The following is a 23,678-nucleotide window of genomic DNA, read 5'->3' as shown; positions in this document are numbered from 1 at the left end:
TCTGCTAGACTGGAAAATAGCGTGGCTCAGCTCGAGAGCGTCCAGGCCCTCCAGGAGAAGCTGGCCTACGAGCAGAAGCTCGTGCAGCTCGTGGACCGCATCCACTCGGCCAAGAGCCTCGACAGCATCTTCCTCGAACTGCAGGGCGATATCCTGGGTCTCATCGAGGCCGAGCGTATGACGCTCTACGCGGTGGACCAGGACAAGAAAGAGCTCTACTCGAGATTCGTGGCCGGCGACGTGGGCGAGGTCCGTGAGATCCGCGTGCCCATCAGCGAGAAGAGCATCGCCGGGTACGTGGCGTCGGCGCGCCGCCCGGTGAACATCACCGACGCCTACGACGGCGCCGAGCTGACGCGCATCGCGCCCACGCTCAGCTTCGACAGCAGCTGGGACCAGAAGACCGGGTTCCGGACCAAGCAGGTCCTGGCGCTGCCCATCATGCACGAGAACCGCGCCGTCGGCGTCATCCAGCTCCTCAACCGAAAGCGCGGCGCCCGGTTCACCAAGGACGACGAGACCAGCGTGGTGCGCCTGGCCAAGACGCTGGGCATCGCCCTCAACAACCAGTTCCAGTTGGCCCAGAAGCGGGCGGGGAAGTTCGACTACCTCCTGGCCCAGGAGCTGATCACCCAGGACGAGCTCAACAGTGCCATCGCCGAGGCCCGCCGCAAGCAGACCGATGTGGAGACGGTCCTGTTCGAGCAGTACAAGGTCCCCAAGGCGGAGCTGGGGACGGCGCTCAGCCAGTTCTACCGCTGCCCCTTCGTCGAGTTCGACGACAAGATCGCTCCGCCCTCCGACCTGATGCGGGACCTGAAGCTCGAGTATCTGAAGAAGGCCTTGTGGCTGCCACTCCGGCGCGACGACCAGGGCCTCACCGTTCTCGTCGACAATCCCCAGGACATCCAGAAGGTCGACGCGATCCACCAGCTCCTGCCGCGCCACAAGATCAACCTGGCGGTCGGGCTGCGGAAGGACATCCTCGAGTTCCTCTCCACCGCCGGCGGCGAGCTGGCGGCCAAGGGCACGATCGGCGAGATCCTCGGCGACCTCAAGGCCGAGGACACCGTCGAACGGGAGGAGATCAGCGGCGCCGAGGTCGACGAGAACGACAGCGCGATCATCCGGCTCGCCAACCAGATGGTCGTCGACGCCCACAAGGCCCGCGCGTCGGACATCCACATCGAGCCCTACGGGTCCCAGCGCGACACCGTCATCCGCATCCGGGTGGACGGCTCCAACATGGAGTACCAGAAGATCCCCGGCGCCTACCGGCGGGCGATCGTGGCCCGGATCAAGATCATGGCCCAGCTCGACATCGCCGAGCGCCGCAAGCCCCAGGACGGCAAGATCAAGTTCAAGCTCCCCGACAACCGGGAGATCGAGCTCCGCGTGGCCACCGTGCCGACCGCCGGCGGCAACGAGGACGTGGTCATGCGCATCCTGGCGTCCAACGAGCCGATCCCCATCGACAAGCTGGGCATGACCGAGCGAAATTTGAGAGAGCTGAAGGCCGTCGCCCAGAAGCCTTACGGACTCATCCTCTGCGTGGGGCCCACCGGATCGGGCAAGACGACCACGCTGCATTCGGTCCTGGGCTACATCAACAAGCCCGATCGGAAGATCTGGACGGCCGAGGACCCCGTCGAGATCACGCAGTACGGGCTGCGCCAGGTCCAGGTGAATACCAAGATCGGCTTCACCTTCGCGGCGGCCATGCGGGCCTTCCTGCGCGCCGACCCGGACGTCATCATGGTCGGCGAGATGCGCGACGAGGAGACGGCCGCCACCGGCATCGAAGCCTCGCTGACCGGCCACCTCGTTCTGAGCACGTTGCACACGAACAGCGCGGTGGAGACCGTCGTGCGCCTGCTCGACATGGGTCTCGATTCCTTCAACTTCGCCGACGCGCTGCTCGGCGTGCTCTCCCAGCGGCTCGTCAAGCGCATCTGTGAGGACTGCAAGGGGCCGTACCATCCGGAGCGGGCGGAGTACGAGGCGCTGGCCCAAGCCTACGGCAAAGAGGAGTTCGAGGCGCTCGGCCCCAAGTACGACGACAAGTTCAAGCTCTATCGGGGCAAGGGCTGCCCGAGCTGTAACAAGACCGGCTACCGCGGGCGGGCCGGCATCCACGAGCTGCTCCTGGCCTCCGACGAGATGAAACGCCTCATCCAGACCAAGGCGCGCGTCCCCGAAATGCTCGCGCAGGCCAAGGCCGAGGGCATGACCACCCTCGTCCAGGACGGCATCCTCAAGACGCTCAGCGGCCTCACCGACCACCGACAAGTCAAAGCCGCCGCGATCAAGTAGCAAGTCGAGCGGGGTCGGGACCGATCCTGCTCGAGCACGCTGGCAACGCCGCCAAGCGCCCATTCCGTCACCCGAGCCGCCACGGCGTCCAGAAGCTACGGCTCTCGCAGGATCGGTCCCCACCCCGCTCGCGTGCTACTTCCGCGTCGAGCATCACGGGGCTCGCGGGCTCATCCCCGACCGGGGCCGCGCTACTGCGTCTCGCTCTTCAGCTTCACGTCCTTGAAGGTGAAGTAGAGGAGCACGTCGTAGACGATCTTCAAGCCCCCGCCCAGCACGAAGGGCGCCGCCAGCGCCAGCGCCTGCATCGTCCAGCCGGTGAGCGCCGGGGTGATCGCCTGCGCGAGCGTCCGCGCGAGATTGGTGGTGCTGGCAGCCGCTTCGCGCTCGTGGTCCTCGACGACGGCCATGACGTAAGCCTGCCGGGTGGGGACGTCCATCTGCGAGAGCAGCTGCCGGAGGAGCAAGAGCGCGACGGCCACCGCTCCGCTGGGGGCCGCCGCCATCCCGATGAGGAAGACGTTCGAGGCCAGGTGCGACACCACCATGGTGGCCAGGAGGCCGAACCGCGCGGCGCACCGAGCGGCGAGCAGGAGGGAGGCGGCGGTCAGGAGCTGCGCGACGAAGAAAATGAGCCCGAGCGCAGCCAGGTCGAGCCCGAACCGCACGTGCAGGAAGTACGCGACCAGCGACTGCAGCACGAAGCCCCCCGCGAAGGAATCGAGCGCGAAGAGCGCGGCCAGCCGGCGGATCAGCGGCGCCGAGGTGAGGGGACCGTGGGGCCGCGCGGCCGCGGCGCGGGCCCTGGGGGGGAGGAACCGGTAGGCGATCGCCTGCAGGGCGGCGCCGGCGAGGAAGAGCAGGAACAGGGCATCGTACCCGGCCACGCCTCGGACCGCGGCGGCGCCGAGCGCCGCCGCGCCGTAGCCCAGCAGGTTGTAGACGCTGAGGAGCGTCGTCCGGCGGACGCCCGTCACCGCGCGCGCGACGACGACCTGCTCGATCGTCAGAAACGGGCCGGTCTCCCCGGTCCCGACGGCGACGTTGCCGAGCATCGCCGCGGCCACGACCACCCACGGGCTCCGCGACGCCAGGAGCATGAGCGCCGACAGGGCGCTCAGGACCACGAGCCCCAGCAGGGCGACGCGCGCACCGTAGCGTTCGGCCGGCCTCCGCACCATCCACGTCAGGGCCGCGCTGGCGGCGAGGGTCAGCGTCACCGCGGTGCCCACCCCCAGCGGGCCGACACCCAGCTCGCCGAGATAGACGGGGAGCACGATCCCCAGGAAGCCGTAGCAGAACGTGCGGGCGGTCTTCGCCGCGAAGACGGCGATGACTTCAGGCGGTGCCGCCACGGACCCGCGCCTGGCAGTAGGCGTAGAGCGCGTCGTACGCTGGGAACTGCAGCCGCATGTTGTCGTGGTCGTCGGCCGCGATCGTCCGGAAGCCGGAGGCGACCGCGTAGAGACCGGGGGACTCCGGCGCCAGATGCCGGGCGTCGGTGTCCGCGCCGCGGACGATCCGGGCCAGCGCCCGCAGCGCGGGATCCTCGAGCCCGTACTTCTCGAGGAAGGCATCGAACGAGCACCGGTCGCCGTGGTGGCCCAGCTCGACATCCGGCACGTCGTACGGAATCGCGCCCTCCCGCTCGGCCACCCGCCTCACCTCGGTGGGCGGCACGAAGAGGAAGACGGGCTCACGATCGACGAAGCGGCTGACCAGCCAGGGACAGGCGATGCGATCCACTCTCGCTTTCTCTCGGGTGACCCACTTCATGGGGCGACCTCCTCGCGGGTCCCGGGGGCCAGCCGCTCGGGCAGCCAGTGTAGCGTCCACGGCTTACAGGGAATCGGAAGGATCTGGTGATGCATCACGGCCTCCTCAGTCTTTTCTCGAGCGCGTCATCCGATCATCCGGTAGATCAGGCCCAGCCCGGCGGCGCCGAGGACGACCGGGACGATGTCCCACCCGAAGCGCTGCAGGGCGACGAAGGCCGCCATGGCCACCACCAGCGCGAAGGCGTCCAGGCGGCCGCCGGGCACCAGCACGTGGAGCGCGAACCACATCGCCAGGTTGAGGACCACGCCCACCACCGCGGCCGTGATCGTGGCCAGGGCCCCGGCCAGAAGGCGGTTCCCCCGGCTCTGCTCCCCGTAGGGGGCGCCCAGGAAGATGCAGAGGAAGCAGGGCATGAAGGTGAAGTACGTCGCGATCAACGCCCCCAGCATGGCCCCGGCCACGCCCAGGTCCGTGGCGTGGTGCCAGCCATGAAACCCAATGGTGGTGGTGCTCATCGTCCGGCTCCTCCTAGCGCGGCGTGTAGGCCCTCGAAGAGCGTGAAGCCGGTGGCCAGCACCGCGTCATCGTCGGGGGTGGCGGCCAGCAGGCCGCGAATCGTCAGGTCCAGCCCGCGGGCCTCCTCACGCGGGAACTTGCCGTCGCGCAGGTCGGCCTCGTGGACGATCTCGGCCAGGGCGCCCAGGCGCGGGTCCTGGAGCCCGCTCATGACCAGCAGGGTCTCGAACGTGCAGCGGTCACCGTGATGACCGATCTCCGCCCCTACCATGTCGAAGGGCACGGCGTCGGGAGGCCGGTCCTCCGGCGCGGCGAACACGAAGCGGGCCTCGGGATCGACGAACCGCCGGATGAACCAGGCCGAGGCCAGACGGTCGACGTGCGGCCGCGGGCGGGTGACCCAGGTGCGGCCCTGCAGCTCGCGCAGCCGCCCGGCGGGCGGGGCCGGAGGCGCCGGCGAGGCCAGCCGCGCGTCCACCGCCTCCTTGGCCCGGAGCACCTCCACGCCCGCCGGCGCCTCGAAGTAGTCGATCTCGCGCAGGCGGCTCAGCTCGCGGGCCAGGCGCGCCGCCTCCTCGTGGGCGCGCGCGCGCTCGGACGCCCGCCGCGCGCGGTCGAGCGCGCGCAGGAGCCGGCGGTAGCGCTCGCCGAGCGCGCGGTAGTCCGCCTCGCGCGCCTGGCGGAAGCGCCGGACGATGTCCTCCTCGCTCAGGTTCTCGACGCGCTCGACGCGGAGCAGAGTGGCGTCACCGCCGTCGCGCCCAACCTCCTGGGCCAGCCACTGGAACTGCTCCGTGCTCTCGGCGCTGGCGGGCAGGACCCAGACGCCGTTCTTGAGGGCCAGCGCGCCCAGCGCGCGGAGCCGCCGCCACGCCCGCACTCTCAGACTCGAGGGCTCGCGGGGCAGACTCACGATCAAGACGAGCCAGGTCGTGTCCTGCATCATTGGTTACATGAGTACATCAAGTGTTACATCAAGGCAAGCTCCCCCAGGCCGATCGCTTGACATATAACTCATCACGTGACGAGTATATGGGCCCCGGGTTTGCCGGGGGTGGTGGGAGGTGTCCCGATGAACCGACTCGAGAAGGTCCTGAACGAGGAGGCGAGCGGTCTCCTGGACCGCCTGGCAGGCGCCGTGCCCGGGGGCTGTCTGGAGACTATCGCCGCCCGCAACCCGGCGCTGCGGAAGCGTCTGGACGAAGTCGAGGGTCAGATGGCGGCCGTCCGGGCCGCTATGTTGGAGGGCTACGGCCGCTGGCGCCGCTCCCTCGAGGACCTGGAGAACCTCTGGGCCCTGGCCGCCTGGAAGTCAGCGGCACCCGAGGTCATCACCGAGGTCAGCCGGATCAGCGACGCCGCGTAGTCAGGGGAGTCGGCCGCCTCTTCCCGTTGGAGCCGGGTCGTCTTGGCGATCTGCTCCGCGTGGGTCCTCGGCGTGATCGGCGGCCCCACCCGGGCGAGAGACTCGATCGACATCGGGCCTGCGCTCTGGCGGGCGGCCCTGTCGTTGCCAGCCCGCACATCCCTCAGCGGGATAAGAGCCGGCCCAGCAGCCCCCGGCGCTCGCGGCCTGATTCGACCTGCTCCGAGGTGTACGCCACGCGGACGACCTCGAAGCGCTGCCAGTAGTCGGGCAGCTCCTTGGCCAGCACCGCCTGGACACTGACCAGGCGAGGGATCGGGTCCTCTCCGGCGGCGCCTGCCAGGGCCTCCTCGGCCTTGCGTTGCCGCTCCGCGGCCAGCTCGGGCAAGAGCACGGTGCGCAGCCGCTCGAGGAACTTCCGGACGCCGGCGCTGAACTCCTTCCGATCGCGCGCGCTGTCCACCGCTGGCGCCGGCAGCCCGCGCGCGCGACGCGTCTGCACCATCACGTCGAGGCTCACCTGGTCGACCGCGTCCTCGATCCGCTCCCGCAGCTCGCTGTCCACCAGGGCCAGGAGGTCGCGCGGCTGCCCCGGTCGGGTCCGGAAGGGCACGTCGATCGGCTCACTCGAGCATCCGGCCGATGCCGGTCGCGAGCGGCACGGGCCGGATGCCGAGCGTGGAGTAGAAGGGGGCCGGATCGCACACGTTGTCTTCCTGGAGCATGAGGAGCTGGTCGGGCGTCACCGGAAATCCGGGCAGCGGATGAAGGACGCGGGCCAGGGGACGCATGACGCTCAGCGGGATATAGACCTTCCGGACCCGCCGCCGGCCGAGGGCGGCGGCGATCATATCGAGCAGCTCGACCATCGTGACCGTATCCGGCCCGCCTACCTCGTACGTCTGCTTCTCCGTCCCCGGCAGGACCAGCGCGCCCGCGAAACCCTCGGCCACGTGCTCCACCGGCACCGGCTGCAATCGCTGGCGGCCGGTGCCGATGACCGGCACCACCGGCAGCCGCCGCTCCAGCTGTGCCAGCATCGTGATGAAGGCGTCGCCCCGGCCGTAGATTATCGACGGGCGGAAGATCGTCCAGCCGAGCCCGCTGGCGCGCACCGCCTCTTCCGCCGCCCACTTCGTCTGGTGGTAGCGCGACCGCGCGCCCGGCCGCGTGCCCAGCGCGCTCATGTGCAGATACCGGCGGACACCGGCCGCGGCGGCCGCCTCGATGATGTTGATGGTGCCCTGCGTGTGCACCAGCTCGAAGGTGGAGGCGACCGCCGGGCGCTCGCGGATGATGCCGACGAGGTGGATGACGGCCTGGCAGCCCGCCATGTCCTCCTCCAGGCCGCGCCGAACCAGGACGTCGCCCTCCACGCGCTCGATGGCGCCCAGTCCCTGCAGGTCGCGCTCGGACCCCCGGCGAACGAGACAGCGGACCGTGTACCTGTCGGCTCGAAGGGCTTGGATGACGGCCCGCCCCACGAACCCCGTCGCCCCGGTGACGAACACACACTGCATAAGACGCCTCTAACCCTAACACAAGGATATATCAGTGGTAAGATCGCACCGTGCGCTCGGCTCACGGCGTTCGGTTCCTGATCGCGGTCGTCGTCTCGCTTGCGCTGACCGGGTCCTCCCAGGTCTTCGCCGACATGCCCGACTTCACCGGGGTCGACGAGGCGGCGCGCGACGCCGTGGCGTCGGGCGATATTCCCGGCGTGGTGGTGCTGGTGGGGCGCGGCGACGAGACGCTGTACCACCGCGCCTGGGGCTGGCGCACCCTCGTCCCCGCGCCGGTGCCCATGACGGCCGATACCATCTTCGACATCGCATCGCTGACGAAGCCGCTGGGGACGACCGTCGCCGTCATGGCGCTCGTCGAGCGCGGCGCCCTCAAGCTCGACGCGCCGCTCGGCCGCTATCTCCGCGAGTTCCGCGGCCGGTCGTTCGAGCAGGTGACGATCCATCGGATCCTCACGCACAGCGCGGGCTTCCCCGCGCTGCCCGCCAACGGGACCCTCAACGGCGGATTCCCGGCCGCCGCCAGGGCGCTGGCGCAGCGGCCGCTCGACTATTCACCTGGCACTGGCTTCCAGTACAGCGACACCGGCTTCATCCTCCTCGGCGAAGTGGTTCGCCGCGTGGGCGGGGAGCCCCTCGACCGCTATCTCGAGCACATCCTCGTCCGCCCGCTGGGGCTGCGCGACACCGCGTTTCGCCCCAGCGGGGCGATGCGGGCGCGGGTCGCCCCGACCGACTTCCAGAACGGCGCGCTGCTCCAGGGCCAGGTCCACGACCCGCGCGCTCGCTTGCTCGGCGGCGTCGCCGGTCACGCCGGCATGTTCTCGACGGCGGCCGACCTGGCCCGCATCTGCCGGATGCTCCTCAACGGTGGGGAGCTGGACGGCCGGCGGGTGCTGCGCGACTCCACCGTCCACACGATGTGGGCGCGCGCGCCCGACGTCGACGGCGCCCGCGCGCTCGGCTGGGACATGTCCTCGTCGTTTTCCCGCGCGATGTCGCCGTTCTTTCCGCCGGAATCGGTCGGGCACACCGGGTTCACCGGCACCGCAGTGTGGGTCGACCCGCCGACCCGGACCTACATGATCGTGCTAACCAACCGCGTGCATCCGAGCGGAGGCGGCGCCGCCAGGATCCGCGAGCTCCGGATACGCGTGGCGGCGGCGGTCGGCGCCGCGCTGTTCATGCCCCCATCTCTGCCCGTGCCGGTGGCCAGCGCCACCGGGCCGGCCGCCGACGAGGGCGACACCGGCAGCGGCGCCCGGCTGATGCTCCCGTCCCGCGCCGCCGGGGTCGTGCGGACCGGGCTCGACGTCCTCGTCGCGCAGAACTTCGCGCCCTTTCAGGGCCACGCCGTCGGGCTCATCACCAACCAGACGGGGATCGACGCGCGGGGGCGGCGGGCCATCGACCTGTTCGCGTCGGCCCCGGGCGTGCGCCTGGCGGCGATCTTCTCGCCGGAGCACGGCCTCACGGGCGACGCGACCGCGGAGGTGCCGCACGGGCGGGACGCGCTGACGGGGACCCCGATCTGGAGCCTGTACGGCCCCTCCCGCCGCCCGACGTCCGAGATGCTCCGGGGGGTCAGCGTGCTGGTCTTCGACGTCCAGGATATCGGCGTGCGGTACTACACCTACCTCACGACGCTCGTGTACGTGATGGAAGAGGCAGCACGGCGGGGCATCCCGGTCATCGTGCTCGACCGGCCCAACCCGATCACCGGTCGTATCGTGGAGGGGCCGGTGATGGATCCCGATCTCCGGTCGTTCACCGCCCCCCATCCGTTGCCGGTGCGCACCGGCCTCACGATCGGCGAGTTCGCGCGGCTGGTGGCCGCCGAGCGCAAGCTTGCCGTCTCGCTCACCGTCGTGCCCGTGGCCGGCTGGGAGCGGTCGCGGTGGTACGACGAGACGGGACTGCCGTGGGTGAACCCGTCCCCGAACATTCGCTCGGTGACGCAGGCGCTCCTCTACTCCGGGATCGGGCTGCTGGAGGGGACCAATCTCTCGGTCGGGCGGGGAACGGACACGCCGTTCGAGCTGGTGGGGGCGCCCTGGATCGATCCCCACGCGCTCGCGGACGCCCTGAACGCCCAGCGTCTGCCGGGCCTCCGCTTCGAGCCGGTGATGTTCACGCCCACCGACGACAGCTACGCCCGCGTCACCTGCTGGGGCGTGCGGCTCGTCGTCACCGATCGCGAGGCGATCCGCCCCGTGACCGTCGCCTTCGCGCTGGCCAGCGCGCTACGGACTCAGCATCGCGACCAGTTCAGGCCGGAGAACATCCAGCTTCTCCTGGTCCACCGGCCGACGATGTGGGCCTTCCTCAGGAGCGAGCCGCTGGACCGGCTGGTGGGCTGGGCGGAGATGGAGCGCGAGAGCTTCTTGAATCGGCGGGCATCGTATCTCATCTACCCGTAGCCTCCCTCGACCTCGCGACGGGGGCGCGCTAGCGTTCAATGACGCGGAGGGCGCGGGGCATGGACGTGCGGAGGCGCTCGCGCCACTTCGCGGGAACCGTCACCGTCGCGGGATCGCCGTCGCTCACGAAGCGCTCGTCCGGGTTGCGGTCGAAGTACGCCAGCCAGTAGGCCAGGTCCCGCTCGAGGGCCTGGATGCGGGGCAGCCGGGCCGGGTCGAACCCGCGCGAGAACGGCGAGGGCGCCGCGCCGCCGGCGACCATCAGAATGGCGTCGTGGCTGTAGGTGGCGCCCTTGGCGGTGCCGCGCAGCGCCCAGCCGACCTCCCGGGGATAGACGCCGTGCGGCAGCGCGAGCGTGCGCGGGCGGTAGTCAGGGACGTGGCGCTGGATCCACACCTGCGCCTCGGCGATCTGGGCACGCACGGTCGCCTCCTCGTACTTGCCCAGGTTCGCGTGCCAGAGCGTGTGGTTGCCGATCTCGTAGCCTTGCCGGACGAGGTGCTTCAGCTTGCGGCCCTCGTGCTCCGGCTGATCGAACAGCCGGTTCGGGCGGCTGGCGCCGGGCAGGACGAAGAACGTCGCCGCCCGCCCGAAGTCCGGGCGCTCCCGGAAGAACGTTTCCAAAATGCCGACGCCCGACTTCGGGTCGATCTCCAGGGTACCGTTGCGCTCGAGGTAGCGGAACTGGCCTGGCGAGGAGTCGTCGAAGGTCAGCACCACCGGCGTCATGCCGGCGGGCAGCGCGATGCGGGCGTCGAGCAGGTCGTTGAGGGCGAGCAGACGGTAGCCGCGGGCGTACAGCGTTTCGAGGTCCCGGCGGAAGTTCTCGGGGGTGCGGGTCCAGCGCTCCTCGGGGTAATCGATCTTGTGGTACTCGAGGATCATGACGCGGCCCAGCTCGTTGGGCATCCGCGACTGGGCGAGGGCGGGGGGGGCCAGAGCGGCGGCGAGCAGCGAGGTGACGGCGAGGAGGCGGATCACTTGGCGGCGAGCGATCCTTTCGGGCGCAGCGCCGCGCCGGTGTAGTCGTTGCGGGGGTTCCACAGCATCCAGCCCAGCGCCCCCGCGTCGTTGGCGCCCTGGATCTGGGCGCGGATCTGGACCGGACCGAAGACGCGCCGGTCGAAGGCGTAGTCCTTGAAGTCCTGCAGCCACGGCCGCACTTGGGCCCCCCCGGCACGCTTGCGGATGAGCTTCACGCTCTCGTAGACGACCTCGTACGGGTGATCGACGGGATTGGGATAGCCCGGGATCCCCAGGTGGTAGCCCGACGGATAGACCATGGGGCAGATGTAGTCGAGGTGTGGCGCCAGCTCCTCGATCCGCTGCCCGATGTCCGTGTCGTTCTCGTTGAAGGCGGTGTAGCCGAAGAAATCGGCGGCGACGAAGACGCCCAGGGCGCCCAGCTCGCGCCGGGCGCGCTCCAGGAACGCGACGATCGTCGGTAGTCGCGTCCCGCGGGTGTTGGGCTTCGAGTACTGCGCCGCCGAGATCCGGCCATCGGTCGGGAAGCGGACGTAGTCGAACTGGATCTCGTCGAACCCCTTGCGCGCGGCTTCCTTGGCGATGGCGAGGTTGTAGCTCCAGACCTCCTCCTGGAACGGGTCGACCCAGGCCAGCTTCTCGTTGTCGGCCCAGGGGCGCCCGGTGCGCGCGTCGATGATCGCGAGATCGGGGCGGTGATTGGCCAGGACGTTGTCCTTGAACGTCACCACGCGGGCGATCGTGTAGATGCCGCGCGCCTTGAGATCGGCGATCATGCCGTCGAAGTCCTTGATGATCACCGGGCCCTGGGCGCCGGCCGCCCGGGCTGCCGCCACCTCCGTCCGGTAGGGAATCCAGCCGCGGTCACCCTTGATGTCGATGACGACGGCGTTGAGCTCCGTCCTCGCCAGCAGCTCGAGCACGCGCCCGCGGATGCCGCGGTCGGCCACGCCGTAGTAGGTGAGGTAGGCCGCCTTGACCATCTGCGGCTTCAGCACCACCTCGATCGACCCGTGGGTGGGCTGCACCACGACCCTCTCGTAGCCGGGGAGCTTGACCACCAACGGGGTGTCTGGTGGCGGCGGCGCGTCGAGCGCGAACGTGCCCTCGGCGTTCACGCGGCTCTCCTTGCCGGCGGCCGTCACCGAGGCGCCGGCGAGCGGCTTGCGCTCGGCGTCCATGATCCGACCGATGACGCGCGCCGGCCACGTGCGGACGGGGCGCGGCGCTTCGACGCGCCCCGTGGTCAGACTGAACGCCGCTTCCTTGAAGGGCAGGGTCCTTGCCCGGAGAGAGGTGGGGAGGAGCAGCCCGTAACCGAAGACGATGGCGACCGCCAACAGCAACAGCGCGTAGCCGCCATCGAGAAGGTGGCGGCTCGCGGACTGCGTGGGAACTTCGCTCATTCCTTCGGTCATGACAGTAGCGACGTGATGTACTCGATCCAATAAAAATCTTACCAACATCCTGCATCCAGTACAATCACGCGGTGACAAAATTACAATTCGGCTGTGAATCGGCCCGGAGCCGAACCCTGAGCGTCGATGGGCTCCGATTGCACCTGCTGGAGTGGGGGGCGCCCGGTCAGCCCGCGATCTGTTTCCTTCACGGGGGCTCGGCCCACGCCCACTGGTTCGACCGTGTCGCACCCGCGTTCGCAGACCGCTTTCACGTCGTAGCGCTCGATCAACGTGGCCACGGCGAGAGCGACTGGCCGAATCCCCCCGTGTACGGCACCGAGCAGTTCGCCGGCGACCTGCGCGGCGTGCTGGACGCGCTGGGCTGGCCGCGCGCGGTCGTCGTGGGGCACTCGATGGGTGGCCACAACGCCATGGCGTTCACGGCCTGGCACCCGGAGCGGGTGAGGGCGCTGGTGATCATCGATTCGCGGCCATCGATCCCCGAGGAGCGCCTGAATCGCCTGCGCCAGCGGGGCCACCGGGCCCTCCGCCTCCATCCGACACTCGAGGAGGCTGTGGCCGTGTTCCGCCTGCTTCCCCGCGAGACCGTTGCCGAGCCCGCGCTGCTCGCGCATCTGGCCCGGGCGGGCGTCGTCCCGCGCCCTGGCGGGTGGACGTACCGGTTCGACCCCGACTGCAATCGGCTACGTCGGCCCGCGGACACGTGGGCGCTGCTCGGGCGCATCGGCGCGCCGACGCTGATCGTGCGGGGCGAATGGAGCCCGATCCTGGCGCCCGAGCTGGCCGAGCGGATGCGGGCGGCAATCCCGCACGCCACGCTCGTGGGGATTCCGGGCGCGTATCATCATCTCGTGCTCGACGCCCCCCAGGCGTTCGTCGAGGTGCTCGCCGGGTTCCTGGCCTCGCTGGGCTGACCGGCCCGACTAGTGCGCCTCCAACTAGTTCCGGCGATGCCCCAACGGGTGCCCGCGGTGCCGGTCCAAGTAACGAGCCAGACGAGGCCCGAGGGAGGCGCCGGCCGGAGGCGTACGCGGTTGTACGTCGAGGACCGGCGCCGACCGAGAACGAAGTATGGCGAAGTTAATTGGACCGGCACTAGGCGATGCCGATGTGGAGGGCGACCGTCCCCAGGCCGAGGGTGCGATACGTGACGTCGCGCAGTCCCGTCTGTGCCATCATCCGGGCCAGCTCGGCCGGCGTGACGAACCGGTCGACCGACTGCGGCAGGTACGTGTAGGCGTGGCGGTTACCGGCCACCAGGGCGCCCATGGCGGGGACGACGCGGTGGAAGTACAAGCCGAAGAGCGTGCCCCAGAGCGGGATCGCCGGCCGTACGATGTCGAGGGCGACGACCCGTCCGCCCGGCAGCGTCACCCGCCGCATCTCTTCCAGGCCCCGCCCGAGATGTTCCAGGTTGCGCAGGAGAAAGGTCGAGCTGACGCAGGCAAACGTCTTGTCGGCGAAGGGCAGGGCCAGCGCGTCGGCGGCGAGCAAGAGGATGCGCGTTGCGCGCCGCGCGCTGAGCTTGGGGCGGGCCTGGCGGAGCATCCCTTCGGAGAAATCGGCGCCGACCACCAGACGCTCTGGGCGGCGGTCATGGATGGCCAGCGCCAGGTCCCCCGTGCCCGTCGCCAGGTCGAGCACGAGGCCGGGCGGCGCGGCGGCCACCGCCCGGGCCACCAGGCGGCGCCAGGCGTGGTGGCGTCCGGCGGTCATGAGGGAGTTCATCAGGTCGTAGCGGGCGGCGATGCGCGTGAACATCACGCGGACGTCGCGCGCTTTGCTCACGGCTCGGCTCGCACGAGTGTCCCCAGGCTCGCCTCGGGCGCAGGGGCCCCCGCCCCTGGCCGCCCTGCGGCTCGCACTACCATTCCAGTCCGGCGAGGACGGCGATGAAGGCGATCACCGCGATGTAGCCGTTGACGTTGAAGAACGCGATGTTCAGTCGCGAGAGATCGTGGGGGCGCACCAGCGAGTGCTCGTACGCGAGGAGCGCCACGATGACGAGCCAGCCGACCCAGTAGAGCGGGCCGAGGCCGGTCATCCAGCCGAGCGCGGCGAGGGCCACCGCCGTCAGCGCGTGATTGAGGCGCGCCATGGTGAGCGCGGCGGCGATGCCGAAGCGCGCGGGCACGGAGTGAAGCCCGTGGGCGCGGTCGAAGTCGACGTCCTGGCAGGCGTAGATCAGGTCGAAGCCGGCGATCCACACGGTCAGCGCGAACCACAGCGTGAGCGCCGGCGGATCGAGGCGCCCGGTGACGGCGATCCAGCCCCCGCCGGCGGCGATGCCGTCGGTGAAGCCCAGGATCCAGTGGGACGTCCACGTGACGTACTTCGTGTAGGAATAGCCGAGGAGGAACACGAGCGCCAGCGGCGCCAGCGCCAGGCAGAGGGGGTTCAGCATCCCGGCGGCGACGACCATGAGGGCGGCGCCTGCCGCCGCCAGCGCCTTCAGCTCCCAGGCGCGCAGCACGCCGCGTGGCAGGTGGCGCGCCGCCGTGCGCGGGTTGAGCGCGTCGAGGAATCGGTCGATGACTCGGTTGGTGGCCATCGCGCATGTGCGCCCGCCTGCCATCGCCACCGTGACCCAGACGACGGTCCACCAGCCGGGCCAGCCTCGCGCCGCCAGCACCATCGCGATGTAGGCGAAGGGCAGCGCGAAGACCGTGTGCTCGAACTTGATCGCGTCGAGGACGTGCGCGACCTTCGTGCCGGCCAGGCTCAGAACCCGTAGTCCTTCCAGCGGCGCGTCACCCGCTCTCGGATCTCCTCGCTCATCACGATCTCGTCCGGCCACGGCTGGACGATGTCGTCGAGCGCCCCCTTGTCGGTGGCGTCGACCCCCAGCTTGCCGCCGTAGCGGTGGCGCAGCGCCGCGTGATCGAGGTCGTCCATCGGACCCTCCAGGATCATCAGGTCGCGCTTGGGGTCGATGTTGCCGGTGGCGCGCCAGGCGACCTCGGACAGATCGTGGACGTTCACGTGGTCGCTGACGACGACGATCGTCTTGGCCAGGGCCATGAGTCCCATTCCCCACAGCGCCATCATCACTTTGCGGGCGTGGCCCGGGTAGCGCTTCTTGATCGACACGATCACCAGATTGTGGAAGACGCCCTCGGCCGGCATGTTCAGATCGACGACCTCGGGCAGCATCATCTTGATGATCGGCAGGAACAGCCGCTCGGTGGCCTTGCCCAGCCAGTAGTCCTCCTGCGGCGGGCGGCCGACGATCGTCGTCGGATAGAGGGGACGCCCGCGTCGCGTGACGGCGGTGAGGTGGAAGACCGGGTACTCGCGCGCCAGCGAGTAGTAGCCGGTGTGATCGCCGAAGGGGCCCTCCACGCGGCGCTCGGTGGGGTCGACGTAGCCCTCGAGGACGTACTCGGCGCCGGCCGGCACGTCCACGTCCACCGTCTTCGCTCGCACCATCGGCACCCCCGCGCCGCGGAGCCAGCCCGAGAAGACCATCTCGTCCACGCCGGGCGGCAGCGGCGCCGAGCCCGAGTAGATCGCGACCGGGTCGCCGCCCAGCGCGATCGCCACCTCCATCAGCGGCCGCCCGGTCTCGACGGCCACGCGCTCGTGCTCGGCCGAGCCCTTGTGCATCTGCCAGTGCATGCCGAGGGTGCGGTCGTCGAAGACCTGGAGGCGATACATGCCGACGTTGCGGGCCCCGGTCACCGGGTCCCGCGTGAACACCAGCGGCAGCGTGATGTAGCGGCCGGCGTCGCCCGGCCAGCACGTGAGGATCGGGAGCTGGGCCAGCGACGGATTCGCCGTGTCCACCACCTCCTGGCACGGCGCCGAGCTCACGCGCTTGGGGCCGGCCTTGGCGAGATCGAAGAGGTCCCCGAGCTTCCGCAGCTTCTCGAAGAAGGTGCCGGGCATGCGGAGGTCCAGGAGCTTGGCCACGCGGGCCCCGAGGTCGTCGAGCTGCTCCACGCCGAGGGCGGCCGCCATCCGCTGGGCGGATCCGAACGCGTTGATCAGCACCGGCGTCGAGAAGCCCTGCACGTTCTCGAAGAGGAGGGCGACGTTGGCCGCCGCCGGCCCCTGGGACACGCGGTCGGTGATCTCGGTGATCTCGAGATCACGGGAGACGGGCGCGGTGACGCGCCGGAGCTGCCCCGCCTTCTCCAGGTGCCCAACGAACTCGCGCAAGTCGGCAAAAGCCATCGCGAGGAGTATATGGGGTCAGGTCTTGCATTCCAACATCGCGCGGGGTCAGGTCTTGCGTTCCGACACCGCCGGTGACCTTGACGGCCCGCAGCGCCCGGCGCAGTATTGGGGCCGCCCATCGAGATACCCCCGCGAAAGGAGCGGCAATGATCTTCGAGCTGCGCACGTACACGCTGCGACCGGGCACCCAGGGGGACTACCTCAAGCTCTCCGGCGAGGTTGGCCGCAAGATCCGCGGCGACAACTACGGAAAGCAGGAAGGCTTCTGGACCACCGAGACCGGCACCCTCAACCAGCTCGTGCACCTCTGGAGCTACGCCGATCTGAACGAGCGCGAGCGGCTGCGCCAGGAGCTGTCGAAGAACGAGGCGTGGACGAAGGAGTACATCCCGCAGACGCGGGGGTTCCTCCTCGCCCAGGAGAACAAGATTCTCTCCACCGTCCTGCCGTTCGAGCCGCCCGTCGAGACGGGGCTCATCTACGAGCTCCGCACGTATCGCGCCCAGGTGGGCAAGCTCGCCGAGTGGCTCGGGCTCTTCAAGGAGATCCAGCCCGTCCGCCAGAAGTACTCGAAGCCGGTCGGCGTCTGGCAGACGGAAGTCTCCCAGCTCAACGAGGTCGTGCACATGTGGGCCTATCGCGACCTGAACCACCGTCGAGACGTCCGAAGCCAGGCGCTCCAGGACCCCCAGTGGGCTGGCTTCGTGGCCAAGGCCTCGCCGCTGCTGGCCGAGATGCGCTCGGTGATCCTGAACCCGGCGTCGTTCTCGAAGATGCGGTAGCCTCCCAACCTCCCCTCTCCCCCGGGGTTCTCGGGGGAGAGGGGGCTCGGTCCAAGCGCGCGCGCCAGCGCCGCCACGCTATACTGAGCGCGCGGCCCCCGCGTATGCGCTGGAGCATCCGAGCGAAGCTCGTAACCCTCGTGCTGGCGGTGCTGCTGCCGCTGGTAGCGGGCGCCCTCGTCAAGTTCTGGCACGAGCAGCGCGAGGCGCGCGAACGGGCCCAGGAGCGGCTGCTCCTGACCGCGCAAGGCGTGGCGCGGCAGCTCGACGAGGTCGTCACCGGCCAGATCGAGAACCTCGAGACGCTGGCCGCCCTCCGCGACGTCGAGCGCATCGAGACCGACCGGCTGGCCGCGCTGGCCCGGCGGGTCCAGGCCACGCATCCCTTCGTCCGCGCCTTCCTCGCGCTCTCCACCGACGGGACGGTGCTCGCGAGCAGCATCGGCGGACGGTCGCGCCCGCCCCTCCCGCGCTGGGCGCTGCTTCACGAGGCTCTCCGCAGCGGCGAGCCGGTCGTCGGCGGCCCGCAGCCGAGCCCGATCGATGGCCGGTCCGTGGTGCCCATCGCCCTCGCCGTGCAGGACGCCACGCGGGCCCCGCGCGGCGTCGCGGTGGTGGAGCTCGACTCGGCCGCCCTCTCGACCTTCCTCGACGTGTTCCCGCTCGGCGCCGCCGGCGTCACCGTCGTGGCCCCCGACGGCGCGCTCGTCGCCCGCTCGGCGGCGGCGACCGTCGCCGGCGGGACGAGCCTCGTCGCCGGCGCGGACGCCGCGCGTCTCGCGCGCCCGCGGGGAGGCGCCGCCGAGTGGACGTCTCCCGCCGGCGCCGCCTACCTCGTCGGCATCTCCGGCCTGTCCCGGACGCCCTGGGTGGTGCTCGCCACGATTCCGGCCGCGATGGCCGCCGACCCGGTCGAGGGCCGTCTCTACACGAACCTCTCGGGTCTCGCCGCCGTCACCCTCCTCGCGCTCCTCGTCGCGTGGCTGATCGGGCTTCAGATGACGCGGGCGGTGCACTCCCTCACCGGCGCCGCCCGTCGGCTTGCCGCGGGGCAGCCCACGCCGGTCGCCGTGCGCGGCAGTGACGAGCTGGCCGAGCTCGCCGACCAGTTCAACCGGGCGATCGACGAGCGCGAGGCCACCGAGGGCGCGCTCGAGGCGCGGCAGCGGCGCCTGGAGGCGCTGGCCGAGATCAACCTGTCGCTCTCGCAGCAGCTCGATCTCGAGCGCTTGCTCCAGCAGATCACGGACGCCCTCGTGCGGCTCACCGGCGCCCAGGTGGTGGTCTTCTGGGGAGCGGAGGTGGCCGAGCGCCGGCTGGTGCGACGGGCCTGGACGATCGATCCCTCGGTGGTCGACTTCGAGCTGCCGATGATGGTGGGCTTCGAGCAGGGCGGGGCCGGATGGATCGCGAGCCACCGGGAGCCGCTGTTCGTGCCCGACGTCGCCAGTGATGCGCGCGTCCTCGTGCCCGACTGGGCCATCCGCCACGACCTGCGCGCGCTGGCCGGCGTCCCGGTGGTGGCGGGTGACGAGCTGGTGGGCGTGCTCTCGCTCAACCTCGAGCGGGGCCGGACGTTCGGTGCCGACGACCTCGCGCTGCTCCTGACGTTCGCCTCCCAGGCCGCGGTAGCCGTCCGCAATGCGCGCCTCTTCGCCGAGGCTCGCGCGCGCAGCGCGGCGGCGGAAGCGGTGGCGGAGATGGGCCGCGTCCTGGCCCAGGCGCTCGATGCGGACCTGGTGGCGCCCCGGATCGCCGACAACATCCTCGCCCTGCTCGGCGCGTGCGCCTCGGGACTGTATCGCGTCGATCCCGACACCGGCGATCTGGCCGCGCTGGCGCTGTCCGGCGACGTCGGCGCTCACGCCGACCGGCCCCTGTCGTTCCCGTCCGAGCACGGCCTCGTCGGGCTCGCCGTGCGCGAGCGGCGCCTGCTGACCACGCCGAACCTCCTCACCGACGACCGCGTCGTCTTCACCCCAGAGGCGCGCGCTCGCGTCGGGCGAGCGTCGTTCCGGGCCGCCCTCGCCGTGCCGCTGGTCGTCAAGGACGCCGTGATCGGGGTGCTGGCGGTGGGACATCGGGAGGGCCACACGTTCACGTCGGACGAGGTTCGCCTGGCCCAGACTTTCGCCGACCAGGCCGCGCTCGCGCTCGGAAACGCCCGGCTGTTCGCCGAGGTGACGGCGCGGCGCCGCGAGGCGGAGGAGCTGACGCGGGTGGCGCGCATGCTCGCCGAGAGCCTGGACCTGAGCGAGGTGGGCCGGCGCGTGGTCGACAGCGTCCTCCCCTTGTTCCGCGCCGTCTCGTCGGCGCTCTACCTCCTGGAGCCCAGCGGCTCGATGCGGGCCGTCGCCTGGGGCGGCCGGGCCCAGCACCATTTCGAGGTCGATCATCTCTTTCCGCGCGGGGTCGGCATCATGGCGCGCGCCGCCGCCTCCGGCGCCCCCGCGTGGTGCCGCGACGTGCTGAGCGAGCCGGGCCTGGACCTCCCCGACGACATGCGCCGGCGCATCGTCGCCGCCGGCAACCGGGCGGTGCTCGCCGTGCCCTTGCGCGTGAAGGGACACATCATCGGGGTGCTGTCGGTCGCCGACGAGACCGTGCGCGACTTCTCGGGCGCCGAGGCGAGCCTGCTCGAGGCCTTCGGCGACCAGGCGGCGGTGGCCCTCGAGGACGCGCGCCTCTTCGCGATCGTCGAGCAGCGGCGGCGCGAGGCGGAGGAGCTGGCCCGCGTCGGCCGCGCCCTCGCCCAGAGCCTCGACCCCGACGTGGTCGCGCGCCAGATCGTCGAGAGCCTGCAGGCCCTCTTCGCGGTCCGCTCGGCCATCCTGTTCCGGCTCGGAGAGGCGGGGGAGCTGGAGGCCTGGGTCTCCTTCGGCGCGTTCGGGCAGATGGCGCCCAGCGGTCCGCCCTTCCCGCGGGGCACCGCGCTCGCCGGCCTCGCCGTGCGCGACGAGCGTCCGGTGGCCAGCGCCGATCTCCGTATCGACGCGCGCGTCTCGCCCGAGATGCGCGCCCGGCTTTACCAGGAAGGGATCCAGGCGGAGCTGGCGGTGCCGCTCATGGTCCGGGGCCGCATGATCGGCGCGCTGTCCCTCGGCGACGCGCGCGGCCGCCTCTTCGACGAGGCCGACGTCCGGCTGGCCCAGGCGTTCGCCGACGAGGCGGCCCTGGTCCTGGAGAACGCGCGGCTCTACGTGGAATCGACCCGGCGCCGCCGCGAGGCGGAAGAGCTGGCGCGCCTGGCGAGGATGCTCACGGGAAGCCTCGACGTGGCGGAGGTGGGCCGGCGGATCGTCGACAGCGTGCTGCCCATGTTCCGCGCGAGCTTCGCCCGCCTCCGCCTGAAGCTGCCCGACGGCTCGCTCCGTGCCGTGGCCGGCGCCGGGTCCACCGCCGAGCATCTCGGTGCCGCGCTTCCTCCCGGCTTCGGCGCCGCGGGCCGGGCTGTCGTCGAGGGCCGCACCGTGCGGTACACGGACGCGCTCACCGATCCCGCCCTGCTACTGACCGACGACCTGCGCCAGGTCCTCGTGCAGTCCGGCGCCCGCTCCGTCGTCGGCGTGCCCCTCCGTGTGGGCGACGAGATCATCGGCGCCCTCACCCTCGGCGCCCTCCTCGGGCGCGCCTTCACCGACGAGGAGGTGGCCCTCGCGGAGGCGTTCGCCGACCAGGCCGCGCTCGCCCTCGACAACGCCCGGCTCTACGAGCAGACGCGCCAGCGACTCCGGCAGGTCGACTCCGTGCGCGAGGTGGTGGAGCAGATCCTCGGATCCTTCAGCCTCGAGGACCGGCTCAGCCTCATCGCCCGCAAGGCCGCCGAGCTGCTCGACTCCGACCGCGCCACCGTCGCCCTCATGTCCGAGAGCGGCGACACCCTCGTCATTCGCGCCGGCTACCGCCTCTTCGAGGGCGAGGCCGGTGTCGAGATCCCGCTCGGGTCGGGCGGGCTCGGGCTGGCGGCCAGCCGCCGGGAGACCGTGCTCGTCAACGACTATCAGGCATGGCCCGAGCGCCTCGCCTACGTGATCGAGCGCCAGGGCGAGCGGCCCGTTCACGCGGTGATCGCCTGTCCGCTCCTGATCCGCGACGAGGTGATCGGAGCGCTGTCGGTCGGGGTGCACGACCCCGCCCGGCGCTACACCGAGGCCGACCTCGAGCAGCTTACGATCCTCGCCGCGCCGGCCGCGCTCGCCATCGAGCACAGCCGGCTCTACGAGCGGCTCGAGGCCCATCTCCGGGAGCTTCAGGAGACGCAGGCGCAGCTCGTCCAGGTGGCCAAGCTCTCGGCGGTGGGCCAGCTCGTGTCCGGCGTCGCCCACGAGCTGAACAACCCGCTCTCGGTCGTGATCGGGCACGGCCAGCTCATGCTCACCAAGGACCTGCCGCCCGACATCCGCCGCCCGGTCGAGCTGATCGTCTCCCAGGGCGATCGGATGGCGAAGATCGTCCAGGGGCTCCTCCTCTTCTCGCGCCAGCGCGAGCCCACGCGCGGTCCGGTGGACGTGACGCACATCGTGGGGCAGATCCTGGACCTGCGCACGGCCCAGCTTCGCCTGTCGAGCATCGGCCTCGACGTCGAGCACGAGGTGCAGCCGCTCTACGCGTCGGGAGATGCCCATCAGCTCCAGCAGGTCTTCCTGAACCTCGTCCTGAACGCCGAGCAGGCCATTCTCGGGAGCCAGGCGGGTGGTCGGATCTGGGTCCGCACGCGCGCCCGCGCCGACGGCGGCGCCGAGCGGACGGTGGTGGAGGTGGGCGACAACGGCCCCGGCATCCCGCCCGAGGTGCTGCCGCGGATCTTCGATCCGTTCTTCACCACCAAGCCGGTGGGCAAGGGCACCGGGCTCGGCCTCAGCGTGTCCTACGGCATCGTGGAGCAGCACGGCGGTCGCCTCGTCGCCGAGAGCCGCCCCGGCCATACCGTCTTCACCGTCGAGCTCCCGGCCGTCGGCCGCCGCCGCGCGGCGGCAGAGCCGGCCGCTCCCGGCGCCGCCGCGCCCCGCTCGATCGGCGCCGGCCGCCACGCCCTCGTGGTCGAGGACGAGCTCGACATCGTGGATCTGGTCACGACGCTGCTGACGCAGACCGGCTGGCGGGTGGACGTCTCGGACGGTGGCCGACCGGCCCTGGAGCGTGTGCACACGACGGGCTACGACCTCATCGTGTCGGACATGCGCATGCCCGACGGCAGCGGCGAGGAGTTCTATCGCGCGGCCACCGTCGCGCGGCCCGAGCTGACCGGCCGCTTCCTGTTCGTGACGGGCGACACCGCGAATCCCGACGCGTGGAAGTTCCTGGAGGAGACGAAGGCGCCCGTCCTCGCGAAGCCGTTCACCGCGGAGGCGCTGCTACGCGGGGTGGAGCAGCTCCTCGCGTGAGCGCTCGACGCTCGGACCGGTCGCTCACTTGACTTCGCCGACTCGCGTCGAGTAGAAGTGGCCTGTGACCAAGGCCGATCTCGTCACCGCCATGGCGAAGGCCTCCGCCGGCTCGAAGGTGTCCTCGGAACGCGCCCTCAACGCGTTCGTCGATTGCGTCTTCGACTCGCTCCGGAAGGGCCGGAAGGTGACCCTCGGCGGCTTCGGCACGTTCATGGTCACCCGCCGCGCCGAGCGGAACGGCCGGAACCCGCGCACCGGCAAGGTGATCCGCATCCCCGCGACCAAGGCGCCGCGCTTCAAGCCCAGCCGCTTGCTCAAGTCCGCCGTCCGCTGAAACGGCTCGCGCAGACCGATGACACGATGACAAGCCGCTCTGGGAGCGCGTTGTCGTTGCTTTGGGCATCGTTTCAGACGTGGTGACAACTTGTCGTCCGAATGTGGTGACAACCCGCATGAATACTGGCTTGTCATCGCGTCATCGGTTCTCTGGCGGGGTTGACGCCCTCCGACGCCCCGCGTAGAATGACCACTCGGTGGTGGGGGATCGTCTAATGGTAGGACGCCAGGTTCTGGCCCTGGTAATGGGGGTTCGAGCCCTCCTCCCCCAGCCATTTTAGTCGCTCCAGCTCAGCGGCCCCATCGTCTAGAGGCCTAGGACACGGCCCTCTCAAGGCTGAAACACGGGTTCGAATCCCGTTGGGGCCACCACCTTTCTCCCTCGTATTTTCGCGACTTCTCGCGCGGTTCGGTCAACGAGCGCTCAGAGTGATGAGGACACGAAACGGCCACTTGCGGACAGGTTTGGTGCAGCAGCTGGTGCAGCGGAAGTGAGGCGGGCCTAAAAGGGAGGGCGGCCGACAAATGGGGAAACGATACGACGTGAGATGGATACCGGAAATCGTGAGTGCGGGTGACCGTCACGTTCTCGTCAGGACTGAAGGCGACCAGCTGCTCGTGAGAGAGCCGCAGCAGGGGCCGGCGCCGCCACCGCCCGAGGATGATCCCGG

At 70.6% G+C, this 23,678-nt stretch carries 18 protein-coding genes and 2 tRNA genes; 9 read left to right on the top strand and 11 right to left on the bottom strand.

The genetic code is table 11. The features are described 5' to 3' along the window. Nucleotides 1-21 precede the first annotated feature (21 nt). A complete protein-coding gene (locus VGV13_19590; GenBank protein HEV8643291.1) occupies nt 22-2,313 on the top strand; it encodes a GspE/PulE family protein in 2,292 nt (763 codons plus the stop codon). 191 nt (nt 2,314-2,504) lie between these two features. Here the strand turns inward: VGV13_19590 and VGV13_19585 are convergent, their stop codons facing one another. The 4 genes from VGV13_19585 to VGV13_19570 form a co-directional block, all read right to left on the bottom strand. Next, nucleotides 2,505-3,668 carry an MFS transporter gene (locus tag VGV13_19585; protein HEV8643290.1) on the bottom strand — a complete coding sequence of 388 codons (1,164 nt, stop codon included), beginning with the start codon at nt 3,666-3,668 and terminating at the stop codon, nt 2,505-2,507. After that, nucleotides 3,652-4,089, bottom strand: coding sequence for a chromate resistance protein ChrB domain-containing protein (locus VGV13_19580; protein HEV8643289.1), 438 nt, complete (start codon nt 4,087-4,089; stop codon nt 3,652-3,654). The genes VGV13_19585 and VGV13_19580 overlap by 17 nt, the downstream gene beginning before the upstream one ends. Before the next feature lie 125 nt (nt 4,090-4,214). Continuing rightward, nucleotides 4,215-4,607 carry a chromate transporter gene (locus tag VGV13_19575; protein HEV8643288.1) on the bottom strand — a complete coding sequence of 131 codons (393 nt, stop codon included), beginning with the start codon at nt 4,605-4,607 and terminating at the stop codon, nt 4,215-4,217. Then, on the bottom strand, nt 4,604-5,554 hold the full coding sequence (locus tag VGV13_19570) for a chromate resistance protein ChrB domain-containing protein (protein ID HEV8643287.1): 951 nt from the start codon (nt 5,552-5,554) through the stop codon (nt 4,604-4,606). Before VGV13_19570 ends, VGV13_19575 begins: the two co-directional genes overlap by 4 nt. Nucleotides 5,555-5,680: 126 nt before the next feature. Between VGV13_19570 and VGV13_19565 the strand changes: the two genes are divergently transcribed. Beyond that, nucleotides 5,681-5,974 (top strand): hypothetical protein, encoded by a 294-nt coding sequence (locus VGV13_19565; protein ID HEV8643286.1) that lies wholly within the window; start codon nt 5,681-5,683, stop codon nt 5,972-5,974. 163 nt (nt 5,975-6,137) lie between these two features. On the opposite strand, the gene VGV13_19560 is transcribed toward VGV13_19565, so the two are convergent. Together VGV13_19560 and VGV13_19555 are read right to left on the bottom strand one after the other, a co-directional pair. Beyond that, complete coding sequence (locus VGV13_19560; GenBank protein ID HEV8643285.1) at nt 6,138-6,587, bottom strand: hypothetical protein; 450 nt, start codon at nt 6,585-6,587, stop codon at nt 6,138-6,140. 10 nt (nt 6,588-6,597) lie between these two features. Then, nucleotides 6,598-7,485, bottom strand: a complete 888-nt coding sequence (locus tag VGV13_19555) for a complex I NDUFA9 subunit family protein (protein HEV8643284.1) — start codon at nt 7,483-7,485, stop codon at nt 6,598-6,600. 59 nt (nt 7,486-7,544) lie between these two features. Here VGV13_19555 and VGV13_19550 point away from each other — a divergent pair, with 59 nt between their 5' ends. Beyond that, nucleotides 7,545-9,917 (top strand): exo-beta-N-acetylmuramidase NamZ domain-containing protein, encoded by a 2,373-nt coding sequence (locus tag VGV13_19550; protein HEV8643283.1) that lies wholly within the window; start codon nt 7,545-7,547, stop codon nt 9,915-9,917. Between the two features lie 28 nt (nt 9,918-9,945). Here the strand turns inward: VGV13_19550 and VGV13_19545 are convergent, their stop codons facing one another. Beyond that, entirely contained in the window at nt 9,946-10,899 is a 954-nt protein-coding gene (locus VGV13_19545; GenBank protein ID HEV8643282.1) for a polysaccharide deacetylase family protein, read from the bottom strand. Further along, nucleotides 10,896-12,308: a putative glycoside hydrolase gene (locus VGV13_19540; protein ID HEV8643281.1), complete on the bottom strand. Its 1,413-nt coding sequence runs from the start codon at nt 12,306-12,308 to the stop codon at nt 10,896-10,898. Before VGV13_19540 ends, VGV13_19545 begins: the two co-directional genes overlap by 4 nt. An 83-nt stretch (nt 12,309-12,391) precedes the next feature. Between VGV13_19540 and VGV13_19535 the strand changes: the two genes are divergently transcribed. Next, nucleotides 12,392-13,237, top strand: coding sequence for an alpha/beta hydrolase (locus tag VGV13_19535; GenBank protein ID HEV8643280.1), 846 nt, complete (start codon nt 12,392-12,394; stop codon nt 13,235-13,237). A gap of 181 nt (nt 13,238-13,418) precedes the next feature. Here VGV13_19535 and VGV13_19530 read toward each other — a convergent pair whose 3' ends face one another. The 3 genes from VGV13_19530 to VGV13_19520 all read right to left on the bottom strand — a co-directional run bounded on the left by VGV13_19530 (nt 13,419) and on the right by VGV13_19520 (nt 16,499). Then, a complete protein-coding gene (locus VGV13_19530) occupies nt 13,419-14,111 on the bottom strand; it encodes a ubiquinone/menaquinone biosynthesis methyltransferase (GenBank protein HEV8643279.1) in 693 nt (230 codons plus the stop codon). Nucleotides 14,112-14,187: 76 nt separating this feature from the next. After that, nucleotides 14,188-15,120: a UbiA-like polyprenyltransferase gene (locus VGV13_19525; GenBank protein ID HEV8643278.1), complete on the bottom strand. Its 933-nt coding sequence runs from the start codon at nt 15,118-15,120 to the stop codon at nt 14,188-14,190. Then, nucleotides 15,045-16,499: a menaquinone biosynthesis decarboxylase gene (locus tag VGV13_19520; protein HEV8643277.1), complete on the bottom strand. Its 1,455-nt coding sequence runs from the start codon at nt 16,497-16,499 to the stop codon at nt 15,045-15,047. The genes VGV13_19525 and VGV13_19520 overlap by 76 nt, the downstream gene beginning before the upstream one ends. Before the next feature lie 149 nt (nt 16,500-16,648). Here VGV13_19520 and VGV13_19515 point away from each other — a divergent pair, with 149 nt between their 5' ends. The 5 genes from VGV13_19515 to VGV13_19495 all read left to right on the top strand — a co-directional run bounded on the left by VGV13_19515 (nt 16,649) and on the right by VGV13_19495 (nt 23,379). After that, on the top strand, nt 16,649-17,284 hold the full coding sequence (locus VGV13_19515) for an NIPSNAP family protein (GenBank protein HEV8643276.1): 636 nt from the start codon (nt 16,649-16,651) through the stop codon (nt 17,282-17,284). Between the two features lie 104 nt (nt 17,285-17,388). Further along, nucleotides 17,389-22,668, top strand: a complete 5,280-nt coding sequence (locus VGV13_19510; protein HEV8643275.1) for a GAF domain-containing protein — start codon at nt 17,389-17,391, stop codon at nt 22,666-22,668. Nucleotides 22,669-22,732: 64 nt separating this feature from the next. After that, on the top strand, nt 22,733-23,005 hold the full coding sequence (locus VGV13_19505; protein ID HEV8643274.1) for an HU family DNA-binding protein: 273 nt from the start codon (nt 22,733-22,735) through the stop codon (nt 23,003-23,005). A 203-nt stretch (nt 23,006-23,208) separates the two neighbouring features. After that, nucleotides 23,209-23,282, top strand: a tRNA-Gln gene (locus VGV13_19500). 21 nt (nt 23,283-23,303) lie between these two features. Continuing rightward, a tRNA-Glu gene (locus tag VGV13_19495) sits at nt 23,304-23,379 on the top strand. The last annotated feature ends 299 nt before the right edge of the window (nt 23,380-23,678 follow it).

The organism is Candidatus Methylomirabilota bacterium, assembly GCA_036001065.1.
Lineage (GTDB): Bacteria > Methylomirabilota > Methylomirabilia > Rokubacteriales > CSP1-6 > MNEF01.
This window is presented reverse-complemented; position numbering and strand designations above follow the sequence as displayed.